Raw genomic sequence first — 23,919 nt, forward strand, 5'->3', positions numbered from 1 at the left:
GGACGGCCCCATGACCTCCGTGACTCCCCAGCGGCACAATCTGCTCGAAGACGTGCTGGCCTTGCTCAGCGCGACCCTGATGATCGCCCTGGCGGTCAATCTCTATCGCCACGCGGGTCTGCTCACCGGCGGTACCGCGGGGCTGGCCTTTCTCGCCCAGTACGGCACGCGCCTCTCCTTCGGGCAGGCGTTCTTTCTCATCAACCTGCCGTTCTACTGGCTGGCCGTGCGGCGCATGGGCTGGGCCTTTACCCTGCGGACCCTGGCGGCCGTGACCCTGGTATCGCTGCTCACCGAGCTGACCCCGCATTTCGTGGCCTTCAGTGCCCTGCAACCCCTCTATGCCGCCGTGATGGGCGGCGTCCTAATGGGCGTGGGGCTGCTGATTCTCTTCCGTCACCAGGCCAGCCTCGGCGGCATCAATATCGCCGTGCTCTATCTGCAGCAGCGCTATGGCTGGCGGGCGGGCAAGGTGCAGATGGGCATCGACTGCCTGATCGTCCTGCTGGCGCTGTGGGTCGTCGAGCCCAGCGCCATCCTCGTCTCCATCCTGGGCGCCGTGATCCTCAATCTGACCCTGGCGATCAACCATCGGCCGGGGCGTTACAGCGCCATCAGCTAGTGGCTTTCCGTCGCGCAGGCGCAACTTCGATTGGTCCGCGACCCGCCTTGGCTTTAAGATGGCGCCCATTTTCGGCGGCCCAGCCGTCGTCATCGCAAGTTGAAGAGGTCTCCATGAGCTGCGATTTCCTGGCACAAGCCCTTCCCGGCGTACAGAAACTCTCGCCCTACGTGCCCGGCAAGCCCGTCGATGAACTGGCCCGCGAACTGGGCCTGGCGCCCGCCAGCATCGTCAAGCTCGCCAGCAACGAGAACCCGCTCGGCCCCAGTGCCAAGGCGCTCGAGGCCATCCGCGCCGAACTGGCCGAGCTGACCCGCTATCCCGATGGCGGCGGCTTCGACCTCAAGCAGGCTCTGAGCCAGAGGTTCGGCGTGGCCGCCAGCGGCATCACCCTGGGCAACGGCTCCAACGACATCCTCGAACTGGTCGCTCGGGCCTACCTGGCGCCCGGTTACAACGCCGTGTTCAGCGAGCATGCCTTCGCCGTCTATCCGCTGGTGACCCTGGCGATCGGCGCCGAAGGCCGCAGCGTCCCGGCCAAGGACTATGGGCATGACCTCGAGGCCATGCTCGCCGCCATTGATGCCGACACCCGGGTGGTCTTTGTCGCCAACCCCAACAACCCCACGGGTACCTGGTTCGACAGCGAGGCGCTGGCGCTCTTCCTCGCCCGCGTCCCCGAGCATGTCCTGGTGGTGCTGGACGAGGCCTACATCGAATACGCCGAAGGCGACGAGTTGCCGGACGGTCTGGCGTTCCTGGCTCAGTACCCCAACCTCATCGTCTCGCGGACCTTTTCCAAGGCCTATGGCCTGGCTGCCCTGCGCGTTGGCTATGCCTTCTCCTCGCCGACCGTAGCCGATGTCCTCAACCGGGTGCGCCAGCCGTTCAATGTCAACAGCCTGGCCCAGGCTGCGGCCTGTGCGGCCCTGGCCGACAGCGACTACCTGGCCCGCAGCCGCGCGCTCAACGATGCCGGCATGGCCCAGCTGGAAGCCGGTTTCCGCGAACTGGACCTCACGTGGATTCCTTCCCGTGGCAATTTCATCGCCGTGGACCTGGGGCGCGACGCCGCGCCGATCAATCAGGGGCTGCTGCAGGAGGGCGTCATCGTGCGGCCCGTCGCCGGCTATGGCATGCCCACCTTCCTGCGCGTCTCCATCGGCACCGAAGCGGAAAATGCCCGTTTCCTGGCGGCGCTGAGTAAGGTCCTGGGTCGTGGCTGAAGTGGCCACCCCCCTGATCGAACGTCTCGTCGTTGTCGGCCTGGGCCTGATCGGCGGCTCCTTCGCCAAGGGCGCCCGCGCCAGTGGCCTCTGCCGTGAGGTGGTCGGGATCGATCGCGATCCGGAGACCCGCCGGCTGGCGGTCGAGCTGGGCGTCGTCGACCGCTGCGTCGCCGAGTTGGCCGAGGCCTGCCCGGGTGCCGACGTCATCCAGCTCGCCGTGCCGATTCTCGCCATGGAGCGGGTGCTGGCCGAGCTTGCGGCCCTGCCGCTGCAGGGCGCCATCCTCACCGACGTCGGCAGCGCCAAGGGCAACGTGGTGCGCGCCGCGCGTCAGGCCTTCGCCGGCCAGTCCCTGCGCTTCGTGCCCGGTCATCCTATCGCCGGCTCCGAACGCAGCGGCGTGACGGCGGCCAACGCGGCGCTGTTCAATCGTCACAAGGTCATCCTCACACCGCTGGAAGAGACCCTGCCGGCCGATCTGGACAAGGTCGATCGACTCTGGCGCGCCATAGGGGCCGATGTCGAGCACATGACCGTCGAGCACCACGACCAGGTCCTCGCCGCCACCAGCCATTTGCCGCATCTGCTGGCCTTCAATCTGGTGGACTCCCTGGCCAAGCGCAGCGAGAACCGCGAGATCTTCCACTATGCCGCCGGCGGCTTCCGCGACTTCACCCGCATCGCCGGCAGCGATCCGACCATGTGGCACGACATCTTCATCGCCAATCGCGAAGCCGTGCTGCAGGCCCTGGACACCTATCGCGCCGATCTCGACGAACTGCGTGGCGCCATCCAGGCCGGCGATGGTCAGTTCCTCATGGAGGTGCTGACCCATGCGCGCGGCGCGCGCGAATATTTCGGGCGCATCCTCGCCAGTCGTACCCAGGCCGGCGCCCAGGTCGCCGCCCATCATTCTCTTACGGAGGGGCACTCATGAGCAGTACCGCACCCGTCATCACCCTCGATGGTCCCGGCGGTTCGGGGAAGGGTACCCTTGCGGCGCTGGTCGCCCGTCAGCTGGGCTGGAATCTGCTGGATTCCGGCGCGCTCTACCGCCTGCTGGCCTTCGCCGCCCGCAACCATGGCGTTGACTACACCAACGAGGAGTCGCTCAAGCTGCTGGCGGCCCATCTGGACGTCCAGTTCCTCGCCGGGCATGAGCACGGCCAGCGCATCATTCTCGAAGGCGAGGACGTCACCGACGTCATCCGGACCGAGGAAGTCGGCGCCGGTGCCTCCCAGGTCGCCACCCTGCCAGCCGTGCGCGATGCCCTGTTGCAGCGCCAGCAGGCCTTCCGCGAGGCGCCCGGTCTGGTCGCCGACGGTCGCGACATGGGCACCGTGGTGTTCCCGGACGCCGAGCTGAAGATCTTTCTGACCGCCGGTGCCGAGGAACGGGCACAGAGGCGTTATCTTCAGTTGAAGCAGAAGGGCGAAAATGTTAGCTTGCCTGCCCTCCTGGAAGAGATCCGTGAGCGGGACGCCCGCGATAGTCAGCGTAGCGTTGCTCCGCTCAAGCCGGCCGACGATGCCGTCGAGCTGGATTCCACGCATCTCTCCATACAACAGGTATTGGAACGCATCCTGACCCTGGCCGCCGAACGCGACCTGGCGGGATGAAGGCCGAGACTCATCCGAGTCGTCGGTGAAAGCTGCCGGGAACCAGTCGCATCCCGGCAGCCGGATGGTAACCACTCACCCCGCATGGGCTGGTCATGCGGTAGCCGGATACATCGGGTATCCATACAACAGGTATGAACATGAGCGAAAGCTTCGCAGAACTCTTTGAAGAAAGTCTGAAATCCCTCGACATGCAGCCGGGCGCCATCATCGTCGGCACCGTGGTGTCGATCGATGGCGACTGGGTTGTGGTCGATACCGGCCTGAAATCCGAAGGCCTGGTTCCGCTCGAGCAGTTCTACAACGAACAAGGCGAGCTGACCATCAACGTGGGTGACGAAGTCCACGTAGCCCTGGATGCCGTCGAAGACGGTTTCGGCGAAACCAAAGTGTCTCGCGAAAAGGCCAAGCGCGCCGAGTCCTGGCTGGTCCTGGAAGCCGCGTTCAGCGCCGACGAAGTGGTCAAGGGTGTCATCAACGGCAAGGTCAAGGGCGGTTTCACCGTCGACGTCAGCGGCATCCGCGCGTTCCTGCCGGGCTCCCTGGTCGATGTCCGTCCGGTGCGTGACACCACCCATCTGGAAGGCAAGGAACTCGAGTTCAAGGTCATCAAGCTGGACCAGAAGCGCAACAACGTTGTCGTTTCCCGTCGTAGCGTCCTGGAAGCCGAGAACAGCGCCGAGCGTGAAGCTCTGCTGGAATCCCTGCAGGAAGGCCAGCAAGTCAAGGGTATCGTCAAGAACCTCACCGACTACGGTGCGTTCGTCGACCTGGGCGGCGTAGACGGCCTGCTGCACATCACCGACATGGCCTGGAAGCGCATCAAGCATCCGTCGGAAATCGTCAACGTCGGCGACGAGATCGACGTCAAGGTGCTGAAGTTCGACCGCGAGCGCAACCGCGTCTCCCTGGGTCTGAAGCAGTTGGGCGAAGATCCGTGGGTCGCCATCAAGGCCCGTTACCCGGAAGGCACCCGCGTTCAGGCTCGCGTCACCAACCTCACCGACTACGGCTGCTTCGCCGAGCTGGAAGAGGGCGTGGAAGGCCTGGTGCACGTGTCCGAAATGGACTGGACCAACAAGAACATCCACCCGTCCAAGGTCGTTCAGGTCGGCGACGAAGTGGAAGTCATGGTCCTGGATATCGACGAAGAGCGTCGTCGTATCTCCCTGGGCATCAAGCAGTGCCGCGCCAACCCGTGGGAAGAGTTCTCGGGTCAGTTCAACAAGGGCGACCGCATCTCCGGCACCATCAAGTCGATCACCGATTTCGGTATCTTCATTGGTCTGGAAGGCGGCATCGACGGCCTGGTACACCTGTCCGACATTTCCTGGAACGAAACCGGCGAAGAAGCCGTGCGTCGCTTCAAGAAGGGTGACGAGCTGGACACCGTGATCCTGTCCGTTGACCCGGAGCGCGAGCGCATCTCCCTGGGTATCAAGCAGCTGGAAGACGATCCGTTCTCCAACTACGCCTCCCTGAACGAGAAAGGCACTATCGTGCGCGGTACCGTCAAGGAAGTCGATGCCAAGGGCGCTGTCATCACCCTGGCCAACGAGATCGAAGGCGTCCTGAAGGCGTCCGAAATCAGCCGTGACCGCGTCGAAGACGCCCGTAACGTGCTGAAGGAAGGCGACGAAGTCGAAGCCAAGATCATCAGCATCGATCGCAAGAGCCGCGTGATCAGCCTCTCCGTCAAGTCCAAGGACGTCGACGACGAGAAGGAGGCCATGAGCTCCCTGCGTAGCAAGCAAGAGCCTGCTGCTGGCCCCACCACCATCGGCGACCTGATCAAGGCGCAGATGGAAAGCCAGAACTAAGTTCGAGCTTGAATAAAAGGCGACCCTTCGGGGTCGCTTTTTTTTGGCTGGAGAAAAGTGGGCAGGGTGGTCATGACCCGTAAAAAGTTGCCGGGACCAAAGTCGTCCGCTTGACTTTTCAAAAATCCGTCGGCGTGCTAAAAGTCCTTGGAGGTGATCTAGCCGCTTGATAACGAAGGAAAAAATCCATGACCAAGTCGGAGTTGATCGAGCGCATCGTTTCCTATCAGGGGCAGTTGTCGTCCAGGGATGTCGAACTGGCGATCAAGACCATGCTGGAGCAGATGGCCCAGGCACTTTCCACTGGAGACCGTATCGAGATCCGCGGCTTCGGCAGCTTTTCGCTGCACTATCGCGAACCCCGTACGGGGCGCAATCCCAAGACCGGCGAGTCGGTGCTGCTGGACGGCAAGTTCGTTCCGCACTTCAAGCCAGGTAAGGAGCTGCGGGACAGGGTCAACGAGCTGGAGCCATAAAGCCGTCGCCCACTGCCGGTCTTTTCTCTGTCTGCCCGACAAGAGTTTGATTTTCCTTGTTTTTTTGGCTAGCTCGGAGCCGTCAAAAAAGCGTTATTCATAAGGCTGGTATCGGTATTTTGACGTTTACAAAAAAAGTCAAGCCGTTTTGATATTTTTGTAGACGGGTTCCGATTTTTGTATGAGACTTCCTTCACATAAGGTCTTGGGTGACCTCGTAGTCCACGCCGAGTGAGGAAGTTGTCATGCGCCACTATCTTTTCATCTGGATCGGTATCGCCGCCTGCTTCACCAGCATGCACCTCGGTCATCCCTTCCTCGCTGTAGTCGCTCTGGCCGGTAGCTGGATGGTTGCCCTGTTCCTGCAGCCCGTTCAGCGCGTCGAGAGCTTCTCGCGCCACTACGTTGGCCAGCCGAGCGCTCGCTTCCAGGCCGTCGAAGTCCAGGCTTCCGCCAAGACCTTCTAAGGTTCTCAAGTTTTTCGGCCCGCCGAGCTCAGGTTCGGCGGGCTTTTTTATGCCTGCGTTCTGCGTGGCTAGGCCCTCGCGGGGCAATGTCTTACCATAAGCGCCCTTTCCTGGCTGACTGGCACGGCGCAACGCATTGATGGAACGCAAGATTCTGGTGACTGGGGCGGGGGGCTTCGTCGGCGCAGCCCTGGTTCGGCAGCTACAGGCCAAGGGGTATCCGGTGGTCGCCGCGCAGCGCCAGCCGGCAGCTGCCTCGATCGCGGGCGAGGTGATTCCGGTGATCCGTGAGTTGTCCGCCGATACCGACTGGTCCGCGCCCCTGGCAGGGGTGGATGCCGTCATCCATCTCGCCGCCCGGGTCCATCAGCTGGGCGAGCAGCCAGGCGTGGTCAGCGAGGCTCGCTACGATGAGGTGAATCGGGCGGCAACCCTCAAGCTGGCCCGGGATGCCCAGGCTGCCGGCGTCCGTCGCTTCATCTTTGTCAGCAGCATCAAGGTCAATGGTGACTGGACCCTTCCCGGCAAGCCCTTTCGCGCTGACGATCCTCCCGCACCCACCGATGCCTACGCGCGTTCCAAGGCCGCTGCCGAACAGCAGCTGCTGGCGCTGATGGCCGAGACCGGGTTGGAAGTGGTCATCGTGCGTCCACCACTGATCTACGGGCCTGGGGTAAAGGCCAATGTGGCCCGTCTGCTGGACACCCTGGCGCGGGGCGTACCGCTGCCCCTGGGGGGCGTTCGGCACAACAGGCGCAGTCTGCTCGCGCTGGAGAATCTGCTCGATCTGTTGATCCTGTGCATCGCGGCGCCCAAGGCGGCCGGGGCCATCCTGCTGGTCAGCGACGATGAAGATCTTTCCACCGCCGAGCTGCTCGAATCGCTGGCCGAAGGCCTGGGTCAGAAACCCCGGCTGATCGCCGTTCCGTCCGCCTGGCTCGAATGGGGCGCCAGATTGCTGGGGCGGGGTGAGGTGGCGCAACGTCTCTGTGGGTCGCTGCAGGTCGACATCCAGCCCACCAAGACCTTGCTGGGCTGGCAGCCCCCGCTGTCGGCGCGGGCCGCCTTGCGTGCGCTGGGCGCGCAACGGGCCGGTGCGGAGGGTCGGAAATGATGCTGCTCCTGTTGCTCCTGGCTGGCGGCTGCAGCTGGCTCGGCACGGCGGCGCTGCGCCGCTATGCCCTGTCCGGAGGCCTGCTCGACGAACCCAACGCGCGCAGTTCGCACCAGGTGGCGACGCCTCGAGGCGGCGGCCTGGCGATCGTCGTGGTGTTCGTGCTCGGCTGTGTGGTGCTGGAGCTGCTGGGGCAGCTTGATCCGGCTTCCTGCGGCGTCCTGATAGGAGCGGGGCTGCTGGTGGCAGTGCTCGGCTTCGTCGACGATCATCGGCACGTGGGCGCCGGCTGGCGTCTGCTGGGTCACTTCCTGGCGGCGGTCGCTGCCCTGCTGTGGCTGGGCGGCTATGGCGCGCTTCCTGCGCAGCTGTCCGCTGTTCTGGTGCTGCCCGGCTGGCTGGTGATGACCCTTGGCGTCCTCTATCTGGTCTGGCTGCTGAATCTCTACAATTTCATGGATGGCATCGATGGGATCGCCGGCGTCGAGGCTCTCGTCGTCTGTCTGGGCATGGCGCTGATCTATGCCGTGACCGAGCATGGCGCCTTGCTGGGCGCACCCCTGCTCCTGGCGGCGGCCGTGGGTGGCTTCCTATGCTGGAATTTTCCGCCAGCGCGCATCTTCATGGGTGATGTCGGCAGTGGCTTTCTCGGTCTGATTCTCGGCATGCTGTCGTTGCAGGCGGCACTGGTGGAGCTGTCGCTGTTCTGGGCCTGGCTGATCCTGCTCGGCGTCTTCGTGGTCGATGCGACCTGGACCCTGTTGCGGCGGCTGAGCCGGGGCAAGAAGCCCTACGAGGCTCATCGCACCCACGCCTATCAGTGGGCCTCCCGTCAGCATGGCGCCCATCGCCCGGTGACCCTGACGGTACTCGCCATCAACCTGTTCTGGTTGCTGCCTATCGCTTTGCTGGTGGGGCTGGGGCTTTTAAGTGCCATACTGGGGCTCTTGCTTGCCTATGGGCCTTTGCTTTGCCTGGCCCTTCGATACCATGCTGGGACCGATGAGGTAGCCATGGCTGCGCAGTCCACCGGATTCAGGGATTAGGGACACTGACATGTTGCGTGACCATCTGGTCAAGCTGAACCGGCGTACCAAGAGAGTCATCCAGGTCGCGGTCGACCTGTTGCTGATCTGGCTCTCGCTATGGTTGGCCTTCTATCTGCGCCTGGGTTCCGTGCAGATGATCGAGCCCTTCAGCGGGCACGCCTGGCTGTTCATCACTGCGCCGGCCATCGCCATTCCCCTGTTCATCCGCTTCGGGATGTATCGCGCGGTCATGCGCTACCTGGGCAACGACGCCCTGATCGCCATCGCCAAGGCGGTGACGCTGTCGACGCTGCTGCTGTCGGTAGTCATCTACTGGTATCGCGACCTGCCGGAGATCGTTCCGCGTTCGATGATCTTCAACTACTGGATCGTCAGCCTGATCCTGATCGGCGGCCTGCGTCTCGCGCTGCGCCAGTATTTCCTGGGCGACTGGTATCGCGCCATTACCGTGCCCTTCATCAAACAGCCGGACGAACTGCCACGGGTCGCCATCTACGGCGCCGGCTCGGCGGGCAATCAGCTGGTCGCGGCGCTGCGCATGGGCCGGGCCATGCGTCCGGTGGCCTTCATCGACGATGACAAGAGCATCGCCAATCGCATCATTGCCGGTCTCAAGGTCTACACCCCCAAACACATCCAGCAGATGATCGATGAAACGGGCGCCGAGGAGATCCTTCTGGCGATCCCGTCCGCTACTCGCGCACGGCGGCGTGAGGTTCTCGGTCTGCTGGAACCCTATCCGCTGCACGTCAGAACCGTGCCGCGGATCAGCGACCTGGCCTGCGGCAAGGTACAGGTGGACGACCTCCAGGAGGTCGATATCGCGGATCTGCTAGGACGGGATCCGGTGACGCCCCGGCCCGAGCTGTTCGCCCGTTGCATCACCGCCCAGGTGGTGATGGTGACCGGGGCGGGGGGGTCCATCGGCGCCGAGCTGTGCCGGCAGATCATTGGCCAGAAACCGCGCACCCTGATCCTGCTCGACCACGCCGAATTCAACCTCTACAGCATCCACCGTGAGCTGGAGACCTATATCCAGCGCGAAGCCCTGCCGGTCACCCTGGTGCCGGTGCTGGGCTCCATTCGCAACGCGCCGCTGCTCCTGCAGGTGATGCGGCACTGGAAGGTGGCCACCCTCTACCATGCGGCAGCCTACAAGCACGTGCCCATGGTCGAGCACAACATTGCCGAGGGTTTCGGCAACAACGTTTTGGGCACCCTCAATGCCGCCCAGGCGGCCATCCAGGCTGGCGTGACCAGTTTCGTGCTGATCTCCACCGACAAGGCGGTACGGCCCACCAACATCATGGGCAGTACCAAGCGCCTGGCCGAGATGATCCTGCAGGCCCTGAGTCGCGAGGCGGCGCCCGTGCTGCATGGGCAAACGGATGGTATCCATCAGGTCAATCGCACCCGCTTCACCATGGTGAGATTCGGCAACGTGCTGGGCTCGTCCGGTTCGGTCATCCCGTTGTTCAGGACCCAGATCCGCAAGGGTGGGCCGGTCACCGTCACCCATCCCAAGATCACGCGTTTCTTCATGACCATCACCGAGGCCGCCCAACTGGTCATCCAGGCGGGCGCCATGGGCGAAGGCGGAGACGTCTTCGTGCTCGACATGGGCGAGCCGGTACGCATCGTCGAACTGGCCGAGCAGATGATCAAGCTATCGGGCCTGAGCGTCCGCTCGCCGGCCAATCCCCATGGCGATGTCGCCATCGAGTTCACCGGGCTGCGACCCGGTGAAAAACTCTATGAAGAGTTGCTCATCGGTGACGACGTGAGTCCGACTTCCCATCCGAAGATCATGCGTGCCAGCGAAGACTTCCTGGCCTGGGATGCCTTCCGGGCAGCCCTCGTCGAGCTGAGTCGCGCGATCGATGCGGGTGATTATCTCCGCGTCCGGCAACTGTTGCGCGACACCGTCGCCGGCTATTCGCCAGAGGGCGACATCGTCGACTGGCTGCACGGCAAGAGATCCATCGAGTGATCCCGTCCACGCTTTCTTTCAGCCTGGATTTGAAGCCGAGCACAGAAGCGGCAGCCGCCCAGCGCTAGGCTGAACTTTCTTTTCCTGCCACTGTTTAACTCAGGTCTTTGGGTACATAGCCGTGGCTGTGACCCAAGCCAGGGATGGCTGCGCCGTCCTCCGATGTCTCGTCCGCAGCGCCGGGCGCGATGATGTACAAATCGATATAGGCAGGATTCAGGATGAAGGTACTGGTAACAGGTGGCGCGGGTTTCATTGGTTCCGCCGTGGTACGTTTTCTTATCAACGAGACCCAATGCAAGGTTGCCAACGTCGACAAGCTGACGTACGCCGGTAACGTGGATTCCCTGGCCGAAGTCGCCGACTCCGACCGCTATGAATTCCACCAGGTGGACATCTGCGACTTCGCCGCCCTGCAGCAGGTCTTCGCGTCCTTCCAGCCCGACGTGGTCATGCACCTGGCTGCCGAGTCCCACGTGGACCGCTCCATCGAGGGCCCTGCCGCCTTCATCCAGACCAACGTGGTCGGCACCGGCGTCATCCTCGAGGTGACCCGTGCGTACTGGAACGACCTGGCGCCGGAGGCCAAGGTAGCCTTCCGTTTCCACCACATCTCCACCGACGAGGTCTACGGCGACCTGCACGGTACCGACGACCTCTTCACCGAGACCACGCCCTATTCCCCGAGCTCGCCCTATTCGGCTAGCAAGGCCGGCAGCGACCATCTGGTACGTGCCTGGGGTCGGACCTACGGGCTGCCGGTACTGGTGACCAACTGCTCGAACAACTATGGCCCCTATCACTTCCCCGAGAAGCTGATCCCCCACGTCATTCTCAATGCCATCCATGGCAAGCCGCTGCCGATCTATGGCGACGGCTCCCAGGTGCGTGACTGGCTGTTCGTCGAAGATCATGCCCGCGCCCTCTATACCGTGGTGACCCAGGGCGAGGTCGGCGAGACCTACAACATCGGTGGCCACAACGAGAAGCGCAACCTGCAGGTCGTCGAGACCATCTGTGACCTGCTCGAAGAACTGGCTCCGCAGAAGCCCGAGGGTGTCGAGCGCTATCGCGACCTGATCACCTTCGTCAAGGATCGTCCGGGTCACGACATGAGATACGCGATCGACGCCAGCAAGATCGGCCGCGAGCTGGGCTGGACGCCGGCAGAGACCTTCGAGACCGGCATGCGCAAGACCGTAACCTGGTACCTGAACAATCGTGAGTGGTGGCAGCGGGTACTGTCCGGCGCCTACCGCCTCGAGCGTCTCGGCGAAGCCGTTTAACGATCCTATCGCGGACACGCCCGCGGGCGTGTTCGACCGACAGCAACAGTCAATTTTCAGAGGACGATTGCCATGAGCAAATACAAGGGAATTCTGCTGGCCGGTGGCTCCGGTACCCGTTTGCACCCCATTACCCTGGGCGTGTCCAAGCAGTCGCTGCCGATCTACGACAAGCCCATGATCTACTATCCGCTGTCCGTGCTGATGCTGGCCGGTATCCAGGAAGTCCTGATCATCTCGACGCCGGCCGACCTGCCCGGCTTCCAGCGCATGCTCGGCGACGGCAGCCACTTCGGCATGCAGCTGAGCTACGCCGAGCAGCCGAGCCCGGACGGCCTGGCCCAGGCCTTCATCATCGGTCGCGAATTCGTCGGCGATGACAACGTCTGCCTGGTCCTCGGCGACAACATCTTCTACGGTCAGCACTTCAGCGAGACGCTGCTCAAGGCTGCCAGCGTGGACAAGGGCGCCACCGTCTTCGGCTACTACGTCGCCGACCCCGAGCGTTTCGGTGTGGTCGAGTTCGACGAGCAGGGCAAGGCCCTGAGCATCGAAGAAAAGCCCAAGAAGCCGAAGTCCAACTATGCCGTCACCGGTCTGTATTTCTACGACAACGACGTGCTGGACATCGCCGCCAACATCAAGCCGTCGCCCCGGGGCGAGCTGGAAATCACCGACGTCAACAACGAGTACCTGCGCCGTGGCTCGCTGAACGTTTCCCTGCTGGGCCGCGGTTTCGCCTGGCTGGACACCGGTACCCACGACGCCCTGCTGGAAGCCGGCCACTTCGTCCAGACCATCGAGAAGCGCCAGGGTCTGAAGGTCGCCTGCCTCGAAGAGATCGCCTTCCAGAAGGGCTGGATCACCTGCGAGCAGATGGCCATGCAGGCCGAAGCCCTGAGCAAGACCGGTTACGGCCAGTACCTGGCGCGGCTGTGCAAGGAGCAGGACTGATGCAGGTCTTCGACACCGCGATCCCGGACGTCAAGCTGATCGAACCCAAGGTCTTCGGTGACGACCGCGGCTTCTTCCTGGAGTCCTTCCAGGCGGAGCGCTATGCCCAGCAGGCGGGGATCACACTGCCGTTCGTGCAGGACAACCATTCGCGCTCCGCCCGGAACGTGCTGCGTGGCCTGCATTTCCAGCGCAGCAAGCCGCAAGGCAAGCTGGTGCGCGTGGTGCGCGGCGAGGTGCTGGACGTGGCCGTCGACATCCGTCGCGGTTCGCCCACCTTCGGCAACGTGGTCGCCGAGATCCTCTCGGAAGACAACAAGCGCCAGCTCTGGATACCGCCGGGCCTGGCCCACGGCTTCGTGGTGCTGTCGGAAACCGCTGATTTTGAATACAAGTGCACAGATTATTACGATCCCTCTGATGAAGGGTCTTTGATCTGGAATGATCCGGATCTGAATATCGATTGGCGGGTAACGGATCCCATCCTGTCCGCCAAAGATGCACAAGGCCTTCGATTGGCGGAGCTGTATAGATGAAGATACTGGTTACCGGAGCTAACGGTCAGGTCGGACGCTGTCTGACCGATCGTCTTCAGCGTTCAGAACTGGCATGGGAGGCCCATGGACGTGCCACTCTGGATATCGCTGACGAAGGCTCGGTAACCAGCCATCTCGAGCGGTTCGCTCCGGACGTCGTGATCAATGCGGCCGCCTATACGGCGGTCGACAAGGCCGAGCAGGAACCCGAGATCGCCGCCCGCGGCAATATCGAAGGTCCTGCGGTGCTTGCCCAGGCCTGCGGCGCCGCCGGCATCGCCCTGCTGCACCTGTCCACCGACTATGTGTTCGACGGTACCGCCACCGAACCCTATCAGGTCGAGGATCCGGTCAGTCCGTCCGGGGTCTACGGCATGACCAAGCTGGAAGGGGAGAACCGCGTGCTCTCCGCCTGCCCGCGCTCGGTGGTGCTGAGAACCGCCTGGGTGTTCAGCGAACATTGCAACAACTTCCTCAAGACCATGCTGCGGCTCGCTGCCGATCGTGACGAACTGCGGGTGGTGAGCGACCAGGTGGGTTGCCCGACCTACGCCGGCCACATCGCCGATGCGCTGTTGCAGATCGCCGTCCAGGCCGAAGCCCGGCCTGAGCAGACGGCCTATGGCCTCTATCACTTCGGCGGCGACAGCGGCCTGAGCTGGTGCGACTTCGCGCGCTACATCATCGATGCCGGCGAGGAGCTGGGCATGCTGGAACGGGCGCCGCTCATCACCGGCATCGCCACGTCCGAATTTCCCACCCTGGCCAAGCGCCCGGCCTATTCCATGCTGGATTCCAGCGCGCTGGAGCAGCACTTCGGCATCCCGCCGAGCGACTGGCGCCAGGGCGTTCGCCAGACCCTGCTGGCGCTCCAGACCGAGCGTGCCCAGGCAGGGTCTCTGGTGAGTTGACCGTCTGACCCTTTGCGTTAAGCTCTCCGGATCAAACAGCGGAACAGGGAGGTTCCTCTATGAGATTCGTCTGGATAGTGACGTTGCTGGCCCTGTTCGGTCCCTGGGCCAATGCCTGTGAGCCTGGCACGGGTGCTGCACCCAAACCTGCCGCGAATGCCAGCCTGGCACCCCTGAACATCAATGTCGCCGACGTCACCGCGCTGCAACGGCTGCGGGGAATAGGGGCCGTCAAGGCACAGGCGATCGTCGACCATCGCCAAGCCCATGGCGCCTTTGCCTCGGTGGACGAGCTGCTCGAGGTGAAGGGCATCGGCAAGGCCCTGCTGCAGCGCAACCGCGAACTGCTCAGCGTCGACTGATTTTCGGCAAACTTTAACCGTCTCTTTGCACCTTTTTTCCAAACCATTGTTTTGGCTGGATTTTTAGGATCTGGCACAGGCATTGCTCTATCTCTGACACGAGTGGGTACGGCGTCAATTTCCCGTGCCAGAGGAGCAGAGCAAATGGTTCAAGGTGTCGAGTTCAATCGGTTGATGCTGGAAATGCGCTCCATGCAGACCGAAGCCATGGCCCGGTCGAAAGCCGTGGTAGCTCCGGCTGCCGGCGCGGAACAGGTCCAGGGTCCGAGCTTCGCCGACATGCTCAGCAAGGCCGTGGGCTCCGTCAACGAGACCCAGCAGACCGCTGGCGAGATGGCCAAGGCCTTCGAGCTGGGGCAGGGCGGCGTCGACCTCACTCAAGTCATGATCGCTTCGCAGAAGGCCAGCGTCTCCGTGCAGGCCTTGACCCAGGTGCGCAACAAGTTTGTTCAGGCGTACCAAGACATCATGCAAATGTCGATTTGAGGACGGTCTAGAAAATGGCTGAAGCTCTCACCAACGCACCCGTCCCGACGACCAAGCCCGAGGCTGAAGACAAGCCCAAGAAGTCGCTGCTGGGGCTCAGCTTTCTCGACAACCTGTCCGACATGCCGCTGCTGCGGCAGATGGGGCTGCTGATCGGCCTGGCCGCCAGCGTCGCCCTGGGCTTTGCCGTGGTGCTCTGGACCCAGCAGCCGGACTATCGGCCGCTGTACACCAGCATGAATGGTCTCGACGCCAATCAGGTGCTGCAGGCCCTGGGCGCGGCCGACATCGGCTACAAGGTCGATCCGAATTCCGGCGCCCTGCTGGTCAAGTCCGACGACCTCGGCCGGGCGCGCATGAAGATGGCCGCAGCCGGCATCACCCCCTCCGATGGCAATGTTGGCTTCGAGCTGCTGGACAAGGAGCAGCCGCTGGGCACCAGCCAGTTCATGGAGGCGGCCAACTATCGGCGCAGCCTGGAAGGCGAACTGGCCCGGACCATCTCCAGCCTCAACGGCATCAAGGGCGCCCGGGTGCACCTGGCGATCCCGAAGAGTTCGGTGTTCGTCCGTGACGAGCGCAAGCCGAGCGCCTCGGTACTGGTCGAGATGTATCCCGGCCGTACCCTGGATGCCGGTCAGGTCATGGCCATCATCAATCTGGTCGCCACCAGCGTGCCGGAACTGGACAAGTCCCAGGTCACCATCGTCGACCAGAAGGGGCAGCTGCTGTCCGACCAGCAGAACATGTCCGAGCTGTCGATCGCCGGCAAGCAACTGGACTACACCCACAAGATGGAAAGCTCCCTGACCCAGCGTGTGCAGAACATCATGCAGCCGGTGGTGGGCAACGGTCGTTTCAAGGCCGAAGTGGCCGCGGATGTGGATTTCAACGCCGTGGAATCGACTGCCGAGCAATTCAATCCCGATCAACCGGCACTGCGCAGCGAGCAGCAGAACAGCGAGCAGCGCCAGACGTCCGGCGGCGGCGCCCAGGGCGTGCCCGGTGCCCTGTCCAACCAGCCGCCCGGTCCGTCTTCGACCCCGGAGAAGGCCGGTGCCCAGGGTGGCGGCGCCAACTACATCGCTCCCGGCCAGCCGCTGCGGGACGCCAACGACCAGTACATCTACGACAGCAAGACCAGCCTGCCGGCAACCCTGCCGTACCCGACCGACAAGCGTGAGCAGAACACCCGTAACTACGAGCTGGACCGCAGCATCAGCTACACCCGTCAGCAGCAGGGCCGTCTGCGTCGACTTTCCGTCGCGGTGGTGCTGGACGATCAGGTCAAGGTCGATGCGGCCGGCAAGGTCAGCCACCAGCCCTGGACCCCCGAAGACCTGGCTCGCTTCACCCGTCTGGTGCAGGATGCCGTGGGCTTCGACGCCAGCCGTGGCGACAGCGTGAGCGTGATCAACGCGCCCTTCGCCCCGGTGCAGCAGGAAGAGATCGAGAGCATTCCCTTCTACCAGCAGCCCTGGTTCTGGGGCGTGGTCAAGCAGGCCCTCGGCGTCCTCTTCATCCTGGTGCTAGTCTTTGGGGTGCTGCGTCCGGTGCTGAAGAATCTGTCCGGTGGCAACACCAAGGACGCCGCTGCCCTGGCCGCTGCCGGTGGTGCCGGTGCCCTGGGTGCCGGTGGTCTGGATGGCCTGTCGGACGATCTGGCCGACGACAAGGTGAGCCTGGCCGGTCCGGCGCCGCTGTTGCTGCCGAGCCCGAGCGAGGGCTATGACGCTCAACTGACCGCCATCAAGCAGCTGGTCAACGATGATCCGGGCCGTGTCGCCCAGGTAGTGAAGGATTGGATCAATGGCGACGAATGAAGCGCAACTTTCCAAGGTAGAGAAGGCCGCGATCTTCCTCCTGTCGCTGGGCGAAGCCGACGCCGCGCAGATCCTGCGCCACATGGGGCCCAAGGAGGTGCAGAAGGTCGGTACCGCCATGGCCCAGATGCGCAACGTCAACCGCGAACAGGTCGAGCGGGTGCTGGGCGACTTCATCGAGGTGGTGGGCGACCAGACCAGTCTGGGCGTGGGCGCCGACGGCTACATCCGCAAGATGCTCACCCAGGCCCTGGGCGAGGACAAGGCCAGCGGCCTGATCGACCGCATCCTGCTGGGTGGCAACACCAGCGGTCTGGACAGCCTGAAGTGGATGGAGCCGCGGGCGGTGGCGGATGTGATTCGCTACGAGCACCCGCAGATCCAGGCCATCGTGGTGGCCTACCTGGATCCCGACCAGGCGGCCGAAGTCCTTGGCCACTTCGATCACAAGGTGCGCCTGGACATCGTCCTGCGCGTCTCCTCGCTGAACACCGTGCAGCCGGCGGCGCTCAAGGAGCTGAACCTGATCCTCGAGAAGCAGTTCTCCGGCAGCGCCAGCACCACCCGTACCGCCCTGGGCGGCGTCAAACGTGCCGCCGACATCATGAACTACCTGGACAGTTCGGTCGAAGGCCCGCTGATGGACGCGATCCGCGACGCGGATCAGGATCTGTCGGGGCAGATCGAGGACCTGATGTTCGTCTTCGACAACCTGTCCGATGTCGACGATCGCGGCATCCAGGCGCTCCTGCGCGAGGTGTCCTCGGATGTGCTGGTGCTGGCGCTCAAGGGCGCCGACGATGGCATCAAGGAGAAATTCTTCCGCAATATGTCCAAGCGCGCGGCCGAGCTGCTGCGCGACGACTTGGAAGCCAAGGGGCCGGTGCGACTGTCCGAGGTGGAGGGGGCGCAGAAAGAGGTGCTCGCCGTGGCCCGCCGCATGGCCGACGCCGGCGAGATCGTCCTCGGCGGCAAGGGTGGCGAGGAAATGGTCTGACGGCTTGCCGGGATTGGCCTGTGCTTTGCTAAGGTCTGGTCAGTAGCGGTTTTCTGACGGACAGGTAATGAGCAAAGAAGCGGCGAGCGAACTGATCAGGGCGCGGGATCTGGAAGCCTTCGACGTCTGGCGACTGCCAGCCTTCGACAGCTTCGATGCGCCTGCAGAAATCCCTGTGCCCGCGGCAGCCGAGCCCGAGCCCCAGCCGGAGCCCCAGATCGAAGAGGTCCCGGTCGAAGAGGTCCAGCCGATCACTCTCGAAGAGCTGGAGGCGATCCGCCAGGAGGCTTACAACGAGGGCTTCGGCACCGGCGAGCGCGACGGCTACCACGCCGGCCAGCTCAAGGCGCGCCAGGAAGCCGAGGCGGCGCTGATCGCTCGCCTCGCCAGCCTGGAAACTCTGATGAGCCATCTGCTCGATCCCATCGGCGAGCAGGACCAGGCCCTGGAGGCCGGCATGGTGCAGCTGGTCCGGCATATCACCCGCGAAGTCATCCAGCGCGAACTCACGCTAGACTCCAGTCAGTTGGTTCAGGTGGTGCGCACGGCGCTGAAGCTGCTGCCCATGGGTGCCGAGAACATCCGCATCCAGGTCAGCCCCCAGGACTTCGAGCTGATGAAGGCCTTGCGTGACCGCCACGAAGAAAAATGGCGCATCCTCGAGGACGAGACCCTGATGCCTGGCGGTTGCCGGATCGAGACCGAGAGCAGCGTCATCGACGCCAGCATCGAGACCCGTCTGACCCAGGCGCTGACCCAGCTGGCCGAACAGCAGCGCCACCAGGCGACCCAGCCCCAGGAAGCCGATCTGCACATCGACATCGAGGATGCCTCCCATGCGTCTTGAGCGTCTGAGTTTCGAACGCCGCCTCAGCGGCTACGATGAAGCCATCCGGGTGGAGCAGCAGCCGGTGATCGAAGGCCGTCTGCTGCGCATGGTCGGTCTGACCCTGGAGGCCGAAGGCCTGCGCGCCGCCGTCGGCAGTCGCTGCCGGCTGATCAATGGCGGTGGCTATCAGCCGGTGGAGGTCGAGGCCGAGGTGATGGGCTTCAACGGCAACAAGACCTTTCTCATGCCGGTGGGTAGCCTGGCCGGCATCGCGCCCGGCGCCCGGGTGGTGCCGGTGCCGGATACCGGTCGCCTGCCGATGGGCATGTCGATGTTGGGGCGCGTCCTGGATGGCCTGGGCAATGCCCTGGACGGCAAGGGCCGCATGCGCGCCGAAGACTGGGTGCCGATGGACGGCCCCACCATCAACCCGCTCAAGCGCGAACCCATCAGCGAGCCCCTGGACGTTGGCATCCGCAGCATCAACGGTTTGTTGACGGTAGGTCGCGGCCAGCGTCTCGGCCTGTTCGCCGGTACCGGCGTGGGCAAGAGCGTGCTGCTCGGCATGATGACCCGGCTGACCAAGGCCGAGATCATCGTGGTCGGGCTGATCGGCGAGCGGGGCCGCGAGGTGAAGGAATTCATCGAGCACATCTTGGGCGAGGAGGGGATCAAGCGGGCGGTGGTCGTGGCCTCGCCGGCGGACGATGCGCCCCTGCTGCGCCTGCGCGCGGCCATGTACTGCACCCGCATCGCCGAATACTTTCGCGACAAGGGCAAGAACGTGCTCCTGCTGATGGATTCCCTGACCCGCTATGCCCAGGCGCAGCGGGAGATCGCCCTGGCCATCGGCGAGCCGCCGGCGACCAAGGGCTACCCGCCGTCGGTGTTCGCCAAGCTGCCGCGCCTGGTGGAACGGGCCGGCAACGCAGAAAAAGGTGGGGGTTCGATCACGGCGTTTTATACTGTGCTCTCGGAAGGCGACGACCAGCAGGATCCCATCGCCGACTCGGCGCGTGGCGTGCTGGATGGTCACTTCGTGCTGTCGCGGCGGCTGGCCGAGGAAGGGCACTATCCGGCGATCGACATCGAGGCGTCCATCAGCCGGGTCATGCCCCAGGTGGTCAGCCCGGAGCATCTGCGCAACGCCCAGCGCGTCAAGCAGCTCTGGTCGCTCTATCAGCAGGCCAAGGACCTGCTCAGCGTCGGTGCCTATGTGCCCGGCGGGAATGCCGAAACCGATCTGGCGATCGCCCGCTATGCGCCCATGCAGCAGTTCCTGCGCCAGGGCCTGCGCGAAAGCGAATCGCTGGAGCAGAGTTCCGCCAATCTCCAAGCCGTATTGGGAGGCTGATAGATCATGAAAGGCAGAGCCGAGCGTCTGGGTCCGGTGGTGGAGATGAGCGAGCGCGACGAGCGCGACGCCGCCCAGCGCCTGGGGCAATGCCAGCAGCAACTGGCCCAGGCCGAGTTCAAGCTGGGTGAATTGCAGCGCTATCGCGAGGATTACCAGCAGCGCCTGGTGGTCAACGGCAGCCGTGGGGTCACCGGGCAGTGGCTGATCGGCTATCAGCGCTTTCTCAGCCAGCTGGAAGAGGCGATCGGCCAGCAGGAGCGCAACGCCCAGTGGCACCGCGACGTGGTGGCCAAGGCGCGTACCCAGTGGCAGGAGCGCTATGCCCGCCTCGAAGGCCTGCGCAAACTGGTCGAGCGCTATCGCCAGGAGCAGCGCCAGGTCGAGGACAAGCGCGAACAGAAACAGATGGACGAATACGCCCAGCGGGCGCGCTCGACCTATATCTAGGCCGGGCCCCGCCTTCGTTCCTTTTCTTGTCAGTGAGAATGCCGATGTTTTCCTCCCATCTCGATCCGGAAACGCTCGCCGCCCTGCGCGACTGCATGGAGGAGGAGTACGTCGATCTCATCGAAACCTTTCTGCTCGATTGCGAAGAACGCATCGCCGAACTCAAGCGCAGCGTGATCGGTGGCGATGCCGAACAGGTCCGCCAGCTGGCGCACAGCTTCAAGGGTAGCGCCGGCAACATGGGCGCCGCGCCCCTGGCGCAGCTGTGTCGGGACGTGGAGGAGGGCGCGCGGCGCCGGGCGACCACCGCCGAACTGGCCATGGGCGTTTCCGCCATGGAGCGCGAATTCGCCATCGTCCGCATCCTGTTCAAGGTCGAGCGGCAACGCTACGCGGGCTGACCTCGTCAAAGCGCTGGCGTTTCCAGCTGGCGCGCAACTTGCTAGATACCCGGAAACCCGTCGTTCGGAGCTCTCCATGGCCGTCGTGCCCGATTTCCTTTTGAATACTGCCACCTCTCCAGCCGGCACCGGCCGGGCGGCGGCCAAGACCCCTTCCCAGGATCGCCCGGCAGCCCAGGAGCGGTTCGCCGATGTCTTCGCCCAGGAGCAGCCGCGTGAGCCGGTGCGCAGCGAAAAGCCGCGCGACACCAGCGACAGCAAGGCCCCGACCCAGGCGCGCAAGAACGAACCCGGGCGAGCCCGGGATGGCGATGACCGGGTGAAGCGCTCCAGCGATGACGACCGCACGGCGGACGCCAAGCCCGAGGTCGACAGCACCGCCAAGAGCGACGCGCCGTCGGCAGCCGCTACCGACGACAGCGGCAAGACCTTGCCGGTGGCCCAGGGCGAAGACGCCAAGGCGCCGGTGGACGCGGTCTTGGATCCGCTGTTCATGTTCGGCATGACCGGTCAGTTCCCGCAGCCGGTAGCTACACCTGTGGCAACGCCTCAGCTTCCGACCGGGACGGCCGCGGACGCCGCAGCCACCGCCACTGCCCAGGCCCTGGATCCGGCGGCGCTGCTGGGCGCTGCCGTGGCAACCGTAGCCCAGACGACCACCCTGGGTGTCGGCACGGGCACGACGGCCACTCCGGCCAAGCCCGGCGAGCAGCAGGCCGCGGACGATGGTCTGGCGCAACTGCTGGGCCAGGTACCCCAGACCCAGGGTGACGTCGCCAAGGCCGCCACCAACGCCAACAACCTGGCGGCCACTCAGCTGCAAGGCTTGCTGCCGGCTGATGGCGCTCCCGCTCAGGTGGCGGATCAGGCGGCCAGCGCGGCCCTGGCTGCGACCCTGGACAAGGGCGATGGGCAGGACGCGGCGGTACCGAGCAAGAGCGATGCCTTCGCCGACAAACTCACCGCCCTGTCCCAAGCCCTCAGCACGCCCGCTGCGACAGCTCGCCCGGTCACGGCCACGGTGCCTGGCCAGCCGCTCAGCCCGCAGGCAGGCAACTTCAGCGAGGCGGTGGTCGACAAGGTCATGTGGATGTCCAGCCAGAATCTCAAGACCGCCGACATCCAGATGGAGCCGGCGCAACTAGGCAAGCTGGAGGTGCACATCGACATGACCCAGGACCAGACCCAGGTCACCTTCGCCAGTCCCCACGCCGACGTGCGCGAAGCGCTGGATAACGGCAGCCAGCGCCTGCGCGAACTCTTCGCCCAACAGGGCATGAACCTCGCCAACGTCAACGTTTCCGATCAGTCGTCCGGTCAGGCCTGGCAGCAGTCGCAGCAGGGTGGCCAGAGCGATAATTCGCGTCGCGGCAGCCGCGGCGCGGGCGGGGGCGAGGACGAAGCGGTGGCGAATGTCGCCGAAACCCGTGGCGCGGCGACGCTCGCGGCGCGCAGTCTGGTCGACTACTACGCGTGACGGGCCGCCGGCTGCCAGGTGACAGCTTCGGCCGCACCTGCTATATCCCCTTCGTATCAATAGGTTAGCTGCGTCACCCAGCAGGGGTGACGCGCAGCACAGGATTCGGTCGAGCACTTATGGCGAAGAAGCAGGCCCCTGCGGCAGAGGGTGCAGCCGCGGAAGGCAAGGGCAAGGGCAAGCTCAAACTCATCATCATCATCGTCGTGGCCCTGCTGCTGGTCATTGGCGCCTCGGTGGGCGCGACCTGGTTCCTGCTCGGCAAGAAGAGCGCCGAGCCCGAGCACGCCGCGCCGGCCGCTCCGGCGGCACCCGTGCACCTGGCGGCGGTCTACCAGGCGCTGGTGCCGGCCTTCGTGGTCAACTACAACGCCGACGGTCGCCAGCGCTACATGCAGGTCACGGTGACCCTGATGGGGCGTGACCAGGCGCAGATGGATGCGCTCAAGGCGCAATTGCCGCAGGTCCGCAACCAGCTGGTGATGCTGTTTTCCGGCCAGGACTTCAACAGCCTCCTGACGCCGGTGGGCAAGGAGATGCTGCGCCAGCAGGCCACCAGCAAGGTTCAGGAGCTGGCGAAGAAACTGACCGGCCAGACTGCCATCGAACAGGTATTGTTCACCAATCTCGTCCTGCAATAGGTAACGCCATGGCCGTGCAAGATCTGCTCTCTCAGGATGAAATCGATGCCCTGCTGCACGGGGTCGACGATGGCATCGTCGAGACCGAGACCGATGCCGAGCCGGGTACCATCAAGGGCTATGACCTCACCAGCCAGGATCGCATCGTCCGCGGACGCATGCCGACCCTGGAGATGATCAACGAACGCTTCGCCCGCTATACCCGGGTCAGCATGTTCAACCTGCTGCGGCGTTCGGCTGACGTCTCCGTGGGCGGGGTGCAGGTCACCAAGTTCGGTGAATACATCCATTCGTTGTACGTCCCCACCAGCCTCAACATGGTCAAGATGAAGCCGCTGCGTGGTACCGCGCTGTTCATCCTCGATGCCCGGCTGGTGTTCAAGCTGGTGGACAACTTCTTTGGCGGTGACGGCCGCCACGCCAAGATCGAGGGCCGGGAATTCACCCCCACCGAACTGCGCGTGGTGCGCATGGTGCTCGACCAGTGCTTCGTCGATCTCAAGGAAGCCTGGGGCGCCATGCTCGACTGCCAGTTCGAATACATGAACTCCGAGGTCAACCCGGCGCTGGCCAATATCGTCAGTCCCAGCGAAGTGGTGGTGGTGAGCACCTTCAACATCGAGCTGGATGGCGGTGGCGGCGAACTGCACGTGACCATGCCCTATTCGATGATCGAGCCGATCCGCGAAATGCTCGATGCCGGTTTCCAGTCGGACGTGGATGACCAGGATGAACGCTGGGTCAAGGCCCTGCGCGAGGACCTGCTCGATGTGCGCGTGCCGCTGGAGGCGACGGTTGTCCGGCGCCAACTCAAACTCCGCGATATCCTCAACATGCAGCCAGGCGACGTGATTCCGGTGGAAATGCCGGAGGAGATGCTCATGCGAGCCAACGGCATGCCCACCTTCAAGGTCAAGATGGGCGCACGCAAGGGTAACCTGGCCCTGCAGATTCTCGAACCGGTCAGCCGCGGCCGCTGAGCGAAAACCGTTTTTTCCGTCCGGGCCGCGGCCCGGCGTAGCACG

The 23,919-nt window shown here is 64.1% G+C and carries 24 protein-coding genes and 1 pseudogene; all 25 read left to right on the forward strand.

What is annotated here, in order from left to right; translation table 11 throughout:
• Positions 1-10 precede the first annotated feature (10 nt).
• Positions 11-622: a YitT family protein gene (locus PVZ72_RS06230; RefSeq protein WP_273861463.1), complete on the forward strand. Its 612-nt coding sequence runs from the start codon at positions 11-13 to the stop codon at positions 620-622.
• Positions 623-735: 113 nt separating this feature from the next.
• The gene (gene hisC / locus PVZ72_RS06235; protein WP_273861464.1) at positions 736-1,848 is read left to right on the forward strand and encodes a histidinol-phosphate transaminase; all 1,113 of its coding nucleotides are present in this window, start codon (positions 736-738) and stop codon (positions 1,846-1,848) included.
• Positions 1,841-2,764, forward strand: a pseudogene (locus PVZ72_RS06240) (prephenate dehydrogenase/arogenate dehydrogenase family protein); the annotation flags it as partial. The gene hisC and the pseudogene PVZ72_RS06240, both read left to right, overlap by 8 nt.
• Before the next feature lie 20 nt (positions 2,765-2,784).
• On the forward strand, positions 2,785-3,471 hold the full coding sequence (cmk, locus tag PVZ72_RS06245) for a (d)CMP kinase (RefSeq protein ID WP_007160398.1): 687 nt from the start codon (positions 2,785-2,787) through the stop codon (positions 3,469-3,471).
• Between the two features lie 140 nt (positions 3,472-3,611).
• The gene (gene rpsA / locus PVZ72_RS06250) at positions 3,612-5,291 is read left to right on the forward strand and encodes a 30S ribosomal protein S1 (protein WP_007160397.1); all 1,680 of its coding nucleotides are present in this window, start codon (positions 3,612-3,614) and stop codon (positions 5,289-5,291) included.
• Positions 5,292-5,479: 188 nt separating this feature from the next.
• Positions 5,480-5,767 carry an integration host factor subunit beta gene (ihfB, locus tag PVZ72_RS06255; protein WP_133862410.1) on the forward strand — a complete coding sequence of 96 codons (288 nt, stop codon included), beginning with the start codon at positions 5,480-5,482 and terminating at the stop codon, positions 5,765-5,767.
• Between the two features lie 245 nt (positions 5,768-6,012).
• Positions 6,013-6,234: a hypothetical protein gene (locus PVZ72_RS06260; protein ID WP_273861465.1), complete on the forward strand. Its 222-nt coding sequence runs from the start codon at positions 6,013-6,015 to the stop codon at positions 6,232-6,234.
• Between the two features lie 139 nt (positions 6,235-6,373).
• Complete coding sequence (locus PVZ72_RS06265; RefSeq protein WP_273861466.1) at positions 6,374-7,348, forward strand: NAD-dependent epimerase/dehydratase family protein; 975 nt, start codon at positions 6,374-6,376, stop codon at positions 7,346-7,348.
• Positions 7,348-8,394 (forward strand): MraY family glycosyltransferase, encoded by a 1,047-nt coding sequence (locus PVZ72_RS06270; RefSeq protein ID WP_443218236.1) that lies wholly within the window; start codon positions 7,348-7,350, stop codon positions 8,392-8,394. The genes PVZ72_RS06265 and PVZ72_RS06270 overlap by 1 nt, the downstream gene beginning before the upstream one ends.
• 10 nt (positions 8,395-8,404) lie before the next feature.
• Positions 8,405-10,387 carry a polysaccharide biosynthesis protein gene (locus PVZ72_RS06275; protein WP_187979891.1) on the forward strand — a complete coding sequence of 661 codons (1,983 nt, stop codon included), beginning with the start codon at positions 8,405-8,407 and terminating at the stop codon, positions 10,385-10,387.
• Positions 10,388-10,608: 221 nt separating this feature from the next.
• Positions 10,609-11,673, forward strand: a complete 1,065-nt coding sequence (gene rfbB, locus PVZ72_RS06280; protein ID WP_273861468.1) for a dTDP-glucose 4,6-dehydratase — start codon at positions 10,609-10,611, stop codon at positions 11,671-11,673.
• A gap of 72 nt (positions 11,674-11,745) precedes the next feature.
• Positions 11,746-12,627, forward strand: coding sequence for a glucose-1-phosphate thymidylyltransferase RfbA (gene rfbA, locus PVZ72_RS06285; protein ID WP_133862404.1), 882 nt, complete (start codon positions 11,746-11,748; stop codon positions 12,625-12,627).
• On the forward strand, positions 12,627-13,163 hold the full coding sequence (gene rfbC, locus PVZ72_RS06290) for a dTDP-4-dehydrorhamnose 3,5-epimerase (RefSeq protein WP_133862403.1): 537 nt from the start codon (positions 12,627-12,629) through the stop codon (positions 13,161-13,163). Before rfbA ends, rfbC begins: the two co-directional genes overlap by 1 nt.
• A complete protein-coding gene (gene rfbD / locus PVZ72_RS06295) occupies positions 13,160-14,074 on the forward strand; it encodes a dTDP-4-dehydrorhamnose reductase (RefSeq protein WP_187979889.1) in 915 nt (304 codons plus the stop codon). The genes rfbC and rfbD overlap by 4 nt, the downstream gene beginning before the upstream one ends.
• Before the next feature lie 59 nt (positions 14,075-14,133).
• Entirely contained in the window at positions 14,134-14,436 is a 303-nt protein-coding gene (locus PVZ72_RS06300; protein WP_133862401.1) for a ComEA family DNA-binding protein, read from the forward strand.
• Positions 14,437-14,580: 144 nt separating this feature from the next.
• Positions 14,581-14,922: a flagellar hook-basal body complex protein FliE gene (gene fliE / locus PVZ72_RS06305; RefSeq protein ID WP_132832054.1), complete on the forward strand. Its 342-nt coding sequence runs from the start codon at positions 14,581-14,583 to the stop codon at positions 14,920-14,922.
• A gap of 14 nt (positions 14,923-14,936) precedes the next feature.
• Positions 14,937-16,745 carry a flagellar basal-body MS-ring/collar protein FliF gene (gene fliF, locus PVZ72_RS06310; RefSeq protein WP_187979888.1) on the forward strand — a complete coding sequence of 603 codons (1,809 nt, stop codon included), beginning with the start codon at positions 14,937-14,939 and terminating at the stop codon, positions 16,743-16,745.
• Positions 16,732-17,742, forward strand: coding sequence for a flagellar motor switch protein FliG (gene fliG, locus PVZ72_RS06315; RefSeq protein ID WP_133862399.1), 1,011 nt, complete (start codon positions 16,732-16,734; stop codon positions 17,740-17,742). Before fliF ends, fliG begins: the two co-directional genes overlap by 14 nt.
• 67 nt (positions 17,743-17,809) lie before the next feature.
• Positions 17,810-18,589, forward strand: a complete 780-nt coding sequence (gene fliH, locus PVZ72_RS06320; RefSeq protein ID WP_273861469.1) for a flagellar assembly protein FliH — start codon at positions 17,810-17,812, stop codon at positions 18,587-18,589.
• Positions 18,579-19,925 carry a flagellar protein export ATPase FliI gene (fliI, locus tag PVZ72_RS06325; RefSeq protein WP_017642072.1) on the forward strand — a complete coding sequence of 449 codons (1,347 nt, stop codon included), beginning with the start codon at positions 18,579-18,581 and terminating at the stop codon, positions 19,923-19,925. The genes fliH and fliI overlap by 11 nt, the downstream gene beginning before the upstream one ends.
• A 6-nt stretch (positions 19,926-19,931) precedes the next feature.
• Complete coding sequence (gene fliJ / locus PVZ72_RS06330; RefSeq protein WP_133862397.1) at positions 19,932-20,375, forward strand: flagellar export protein FliJ; 444 nt, start codon at positions 19,932-19,934, stop codon at positions 20,373-20,375.
• A 44-nt stretch (positions 20,376-20,419) separates the two neighbouring features.
• Positions 20,420-20,776: an Hpt domain-containing protein gene (locus tag PVZ72_RS06335; RefSeq protein ID WP_158889348.1), complete on the forward strand. Its 357-nt coding sequence runs from the start codon at positions 20,420-20,422 to the stop codon at positions 20,774-20,776.
• A gap of 76 nt (positions 20,777-20,852) precedes the next feature.
• Positions 20,853-22,253, forward strand: coding sequence for a flagellar hook-length control protein FliK (locus tag PVZ72_RS06340; protein ID WP_273861470.1), 1,401 nt, complete (start codon positions 20,853-20,855; stop codon positions 22,251-22,253).
• A 119-nt stretch (positions 22,254-22,372) separates the two neighbouring features.
• Complete coding sequence (gene fliL / locus PVZ72_RS06345) at positions 22,373-22,894, forward strand: flagellar basal body-associated protein FliL (RefSeq protein WP_027597975.1); 522 nt, start codon at positions 22,373-22,375, stop codon at positions 22,892-22,894.
• An 8-nt stretch (positions 22,895-22,902) separates the two neighbouring features.
• The gene (fliM, locus tag PVZ72_RS06350) at positions 22,903-23,874 is read left to right on the forward strand and encodes a flagellar motor switch protein FliM (protein WP_017642077.1); all 972 of its coding nucleotides are present in this window, start codon (positions 22,903-22,905) and stop codon (positions 23,872-23,874) included.
• Positions 23,875-23,919 lie beyond the last annotated feature (45 nt).

It is taken from the genome of Pseudomonas sp. LA5, assembly GCF_028640825.1.
Taxonomy (GTDB): Bacteria; Pseudomonadota; Gammaproteobacteria; order Pseudomonadales; family Pseudomonadaceae; genus Chryseomonas; species Chryseomonas aestiva.

Coding starts and splice junctions, on each gene's coding strand:
- PVZ72_RS06230 (WP_273861463.1), top strand. CDS start 11: ATGACCTCCGTGACTCCCCAGCGGCACAATCTGCTCGAAGACGTGCTG.
- hisC (WP_273861464.1), top strand. CDS start 736: ATGAGCTGCGATTTCCTGGCACAAGCCCTTCCCGGCGTACAGAAACTC.
- cmk (WP_007160398.1), top strand. CDS start 2,785: ATGAGCAGTACCGCACCCGTCATCACCCTCGATGGTCCCGGCGGTTCG.
- rpsA (WP_007160397.1), top strand. CDS start 3,612: ATGAGCGAAAGCTTCGCAGAACTCTTTGAAGAAAGTCTGAAATCCCTC.
- ihfB (WP_133862410.1), top strand. CDS start 5,480: ATGACCAAGTCGGAGTTGATCGAGCGCATCGTTTCCTATCAGGGGCAG.
- PVZ72_RS06260 (WP_273861465.1), top strand. CDS start 6,013: ATGCGCCACTATCTTTTCATCTGGATCGGTATCGCCGCCTGCTTCACC.
- PVZ72_RS06265 (WP_273861466.1), top strand. CDS start 6,374: ATGGAACGCAAGATTCTGGTGACTGGGGCGGGGGGCTTCGTCGGCGCA.
- PVZ72_RS06270 (WP_443218236.1), top strand. CDS start 7,348: ATGCTGCTCCTGTTGCTCCTGGCTGGCGGCTGCAGCTGGCTCGGCACG.
- PVZ72_RS06275 (WP_187979891.1), top strand. CDS start 8,405: ATGTTGCGTGACCATCTGGTCAAGCTGAACCGGCGTACCAAGAGAGTC.
- rfbB (WP_273861468.1), top strand. CDS start 10,609: ATGAAGGTACTGGTAACAGGTGGCGCGGGTTTCATTGGTTCCGCCGTG.
- rfbA (WP_133862404.1), top strand. CDS start 11,746: ATGAGCAAATACAAGGGAATTCTGCTGGCCGGTGGCTCCGGTACCCGT.
- rfbC (WP_133862403.1), top strand. CDS start 12,627: ATGCAGGTCTTCGACACCGCGATCCCGGACGTCAAGCTGATCGAACCC.
- rfbD (WP_187979889.1), top strand. CDS start 13,160: ATGAAGATACTGGTTACCGGAGCTAACGGTCAGGTCGGACGCTGTCTG.
- PVZ72_RS06300 (WP_133862401.1), top strand. CDS start 14,134: ATGAGATTCGTCTGGATAGTGACGTTGCTGGCCCTGTTCGGTCCCTGG.
- fliE (WP_132832054.1), top strand. CDS start 14,581: ATGGTTCAAGGTGTCGAGTTCAATCGGTTGATGCTGGAAATGCGCTCC.
- fliF (WP_187979888.1), top strand. CDS start 14,937: ATGGCTGAAGCTCTCACCAACGCACCCGTCCCGACGACCAAGCCCGAG.
- fliG (WP_133862399.1), top strand. CDS start 16,732: ATGGCGACGAATGAAGCGCAACTTTCCAAGGTAGAGAAGGCCGCGATC.
- fliH (WP_273861469.1), top strand. CDS start 17,810: ATGAGCAAAGAAGCGGCGAGCGAACTGATCAGGGCGCGGGATCTGGAA.
- fliI (WP_017642072.1), top strand. CDS start 18,579: ATGCGTCTTGAGCGTCTGAGTTTCGAACGCCGCCTCAGCGGCTACGAT.
- fliJ (WP_133862397.1), top strand. CDS start 19,932: ATGAAAGGCAGAGCCGAGCGTCTGGGTCCGGTGGTGGAGATGAGCGAG.
- PVZ72_RS06335 (WP_158889348.1), top strand. CDS start 20,420: ATGTTTTCCTCCCATCTCGATCCGGAAACGCTCGCCGCCCTGCGCGAC.
- PVZ72_RS06340 (WP_273861470.1), top strand. CDS start 20,853: ATGGCCGTCGTGCCCGATTTCCTTTTGAATACTGCCACCTCTCCAGCC.
- fliL (WP_027597975.1), top strand. CDS start 22,373: ATGGCGAAGAAGCAGGCCCCTGCGGCAGAGGGTGCAGCCGCGGAAGGC.
- fliM (WP_017642077.1), top strand. CDS start 22,903: ATGGCCGTGCAAGATCTGCTCTCTCAGGATGAAATCGATGCCCTGCTG.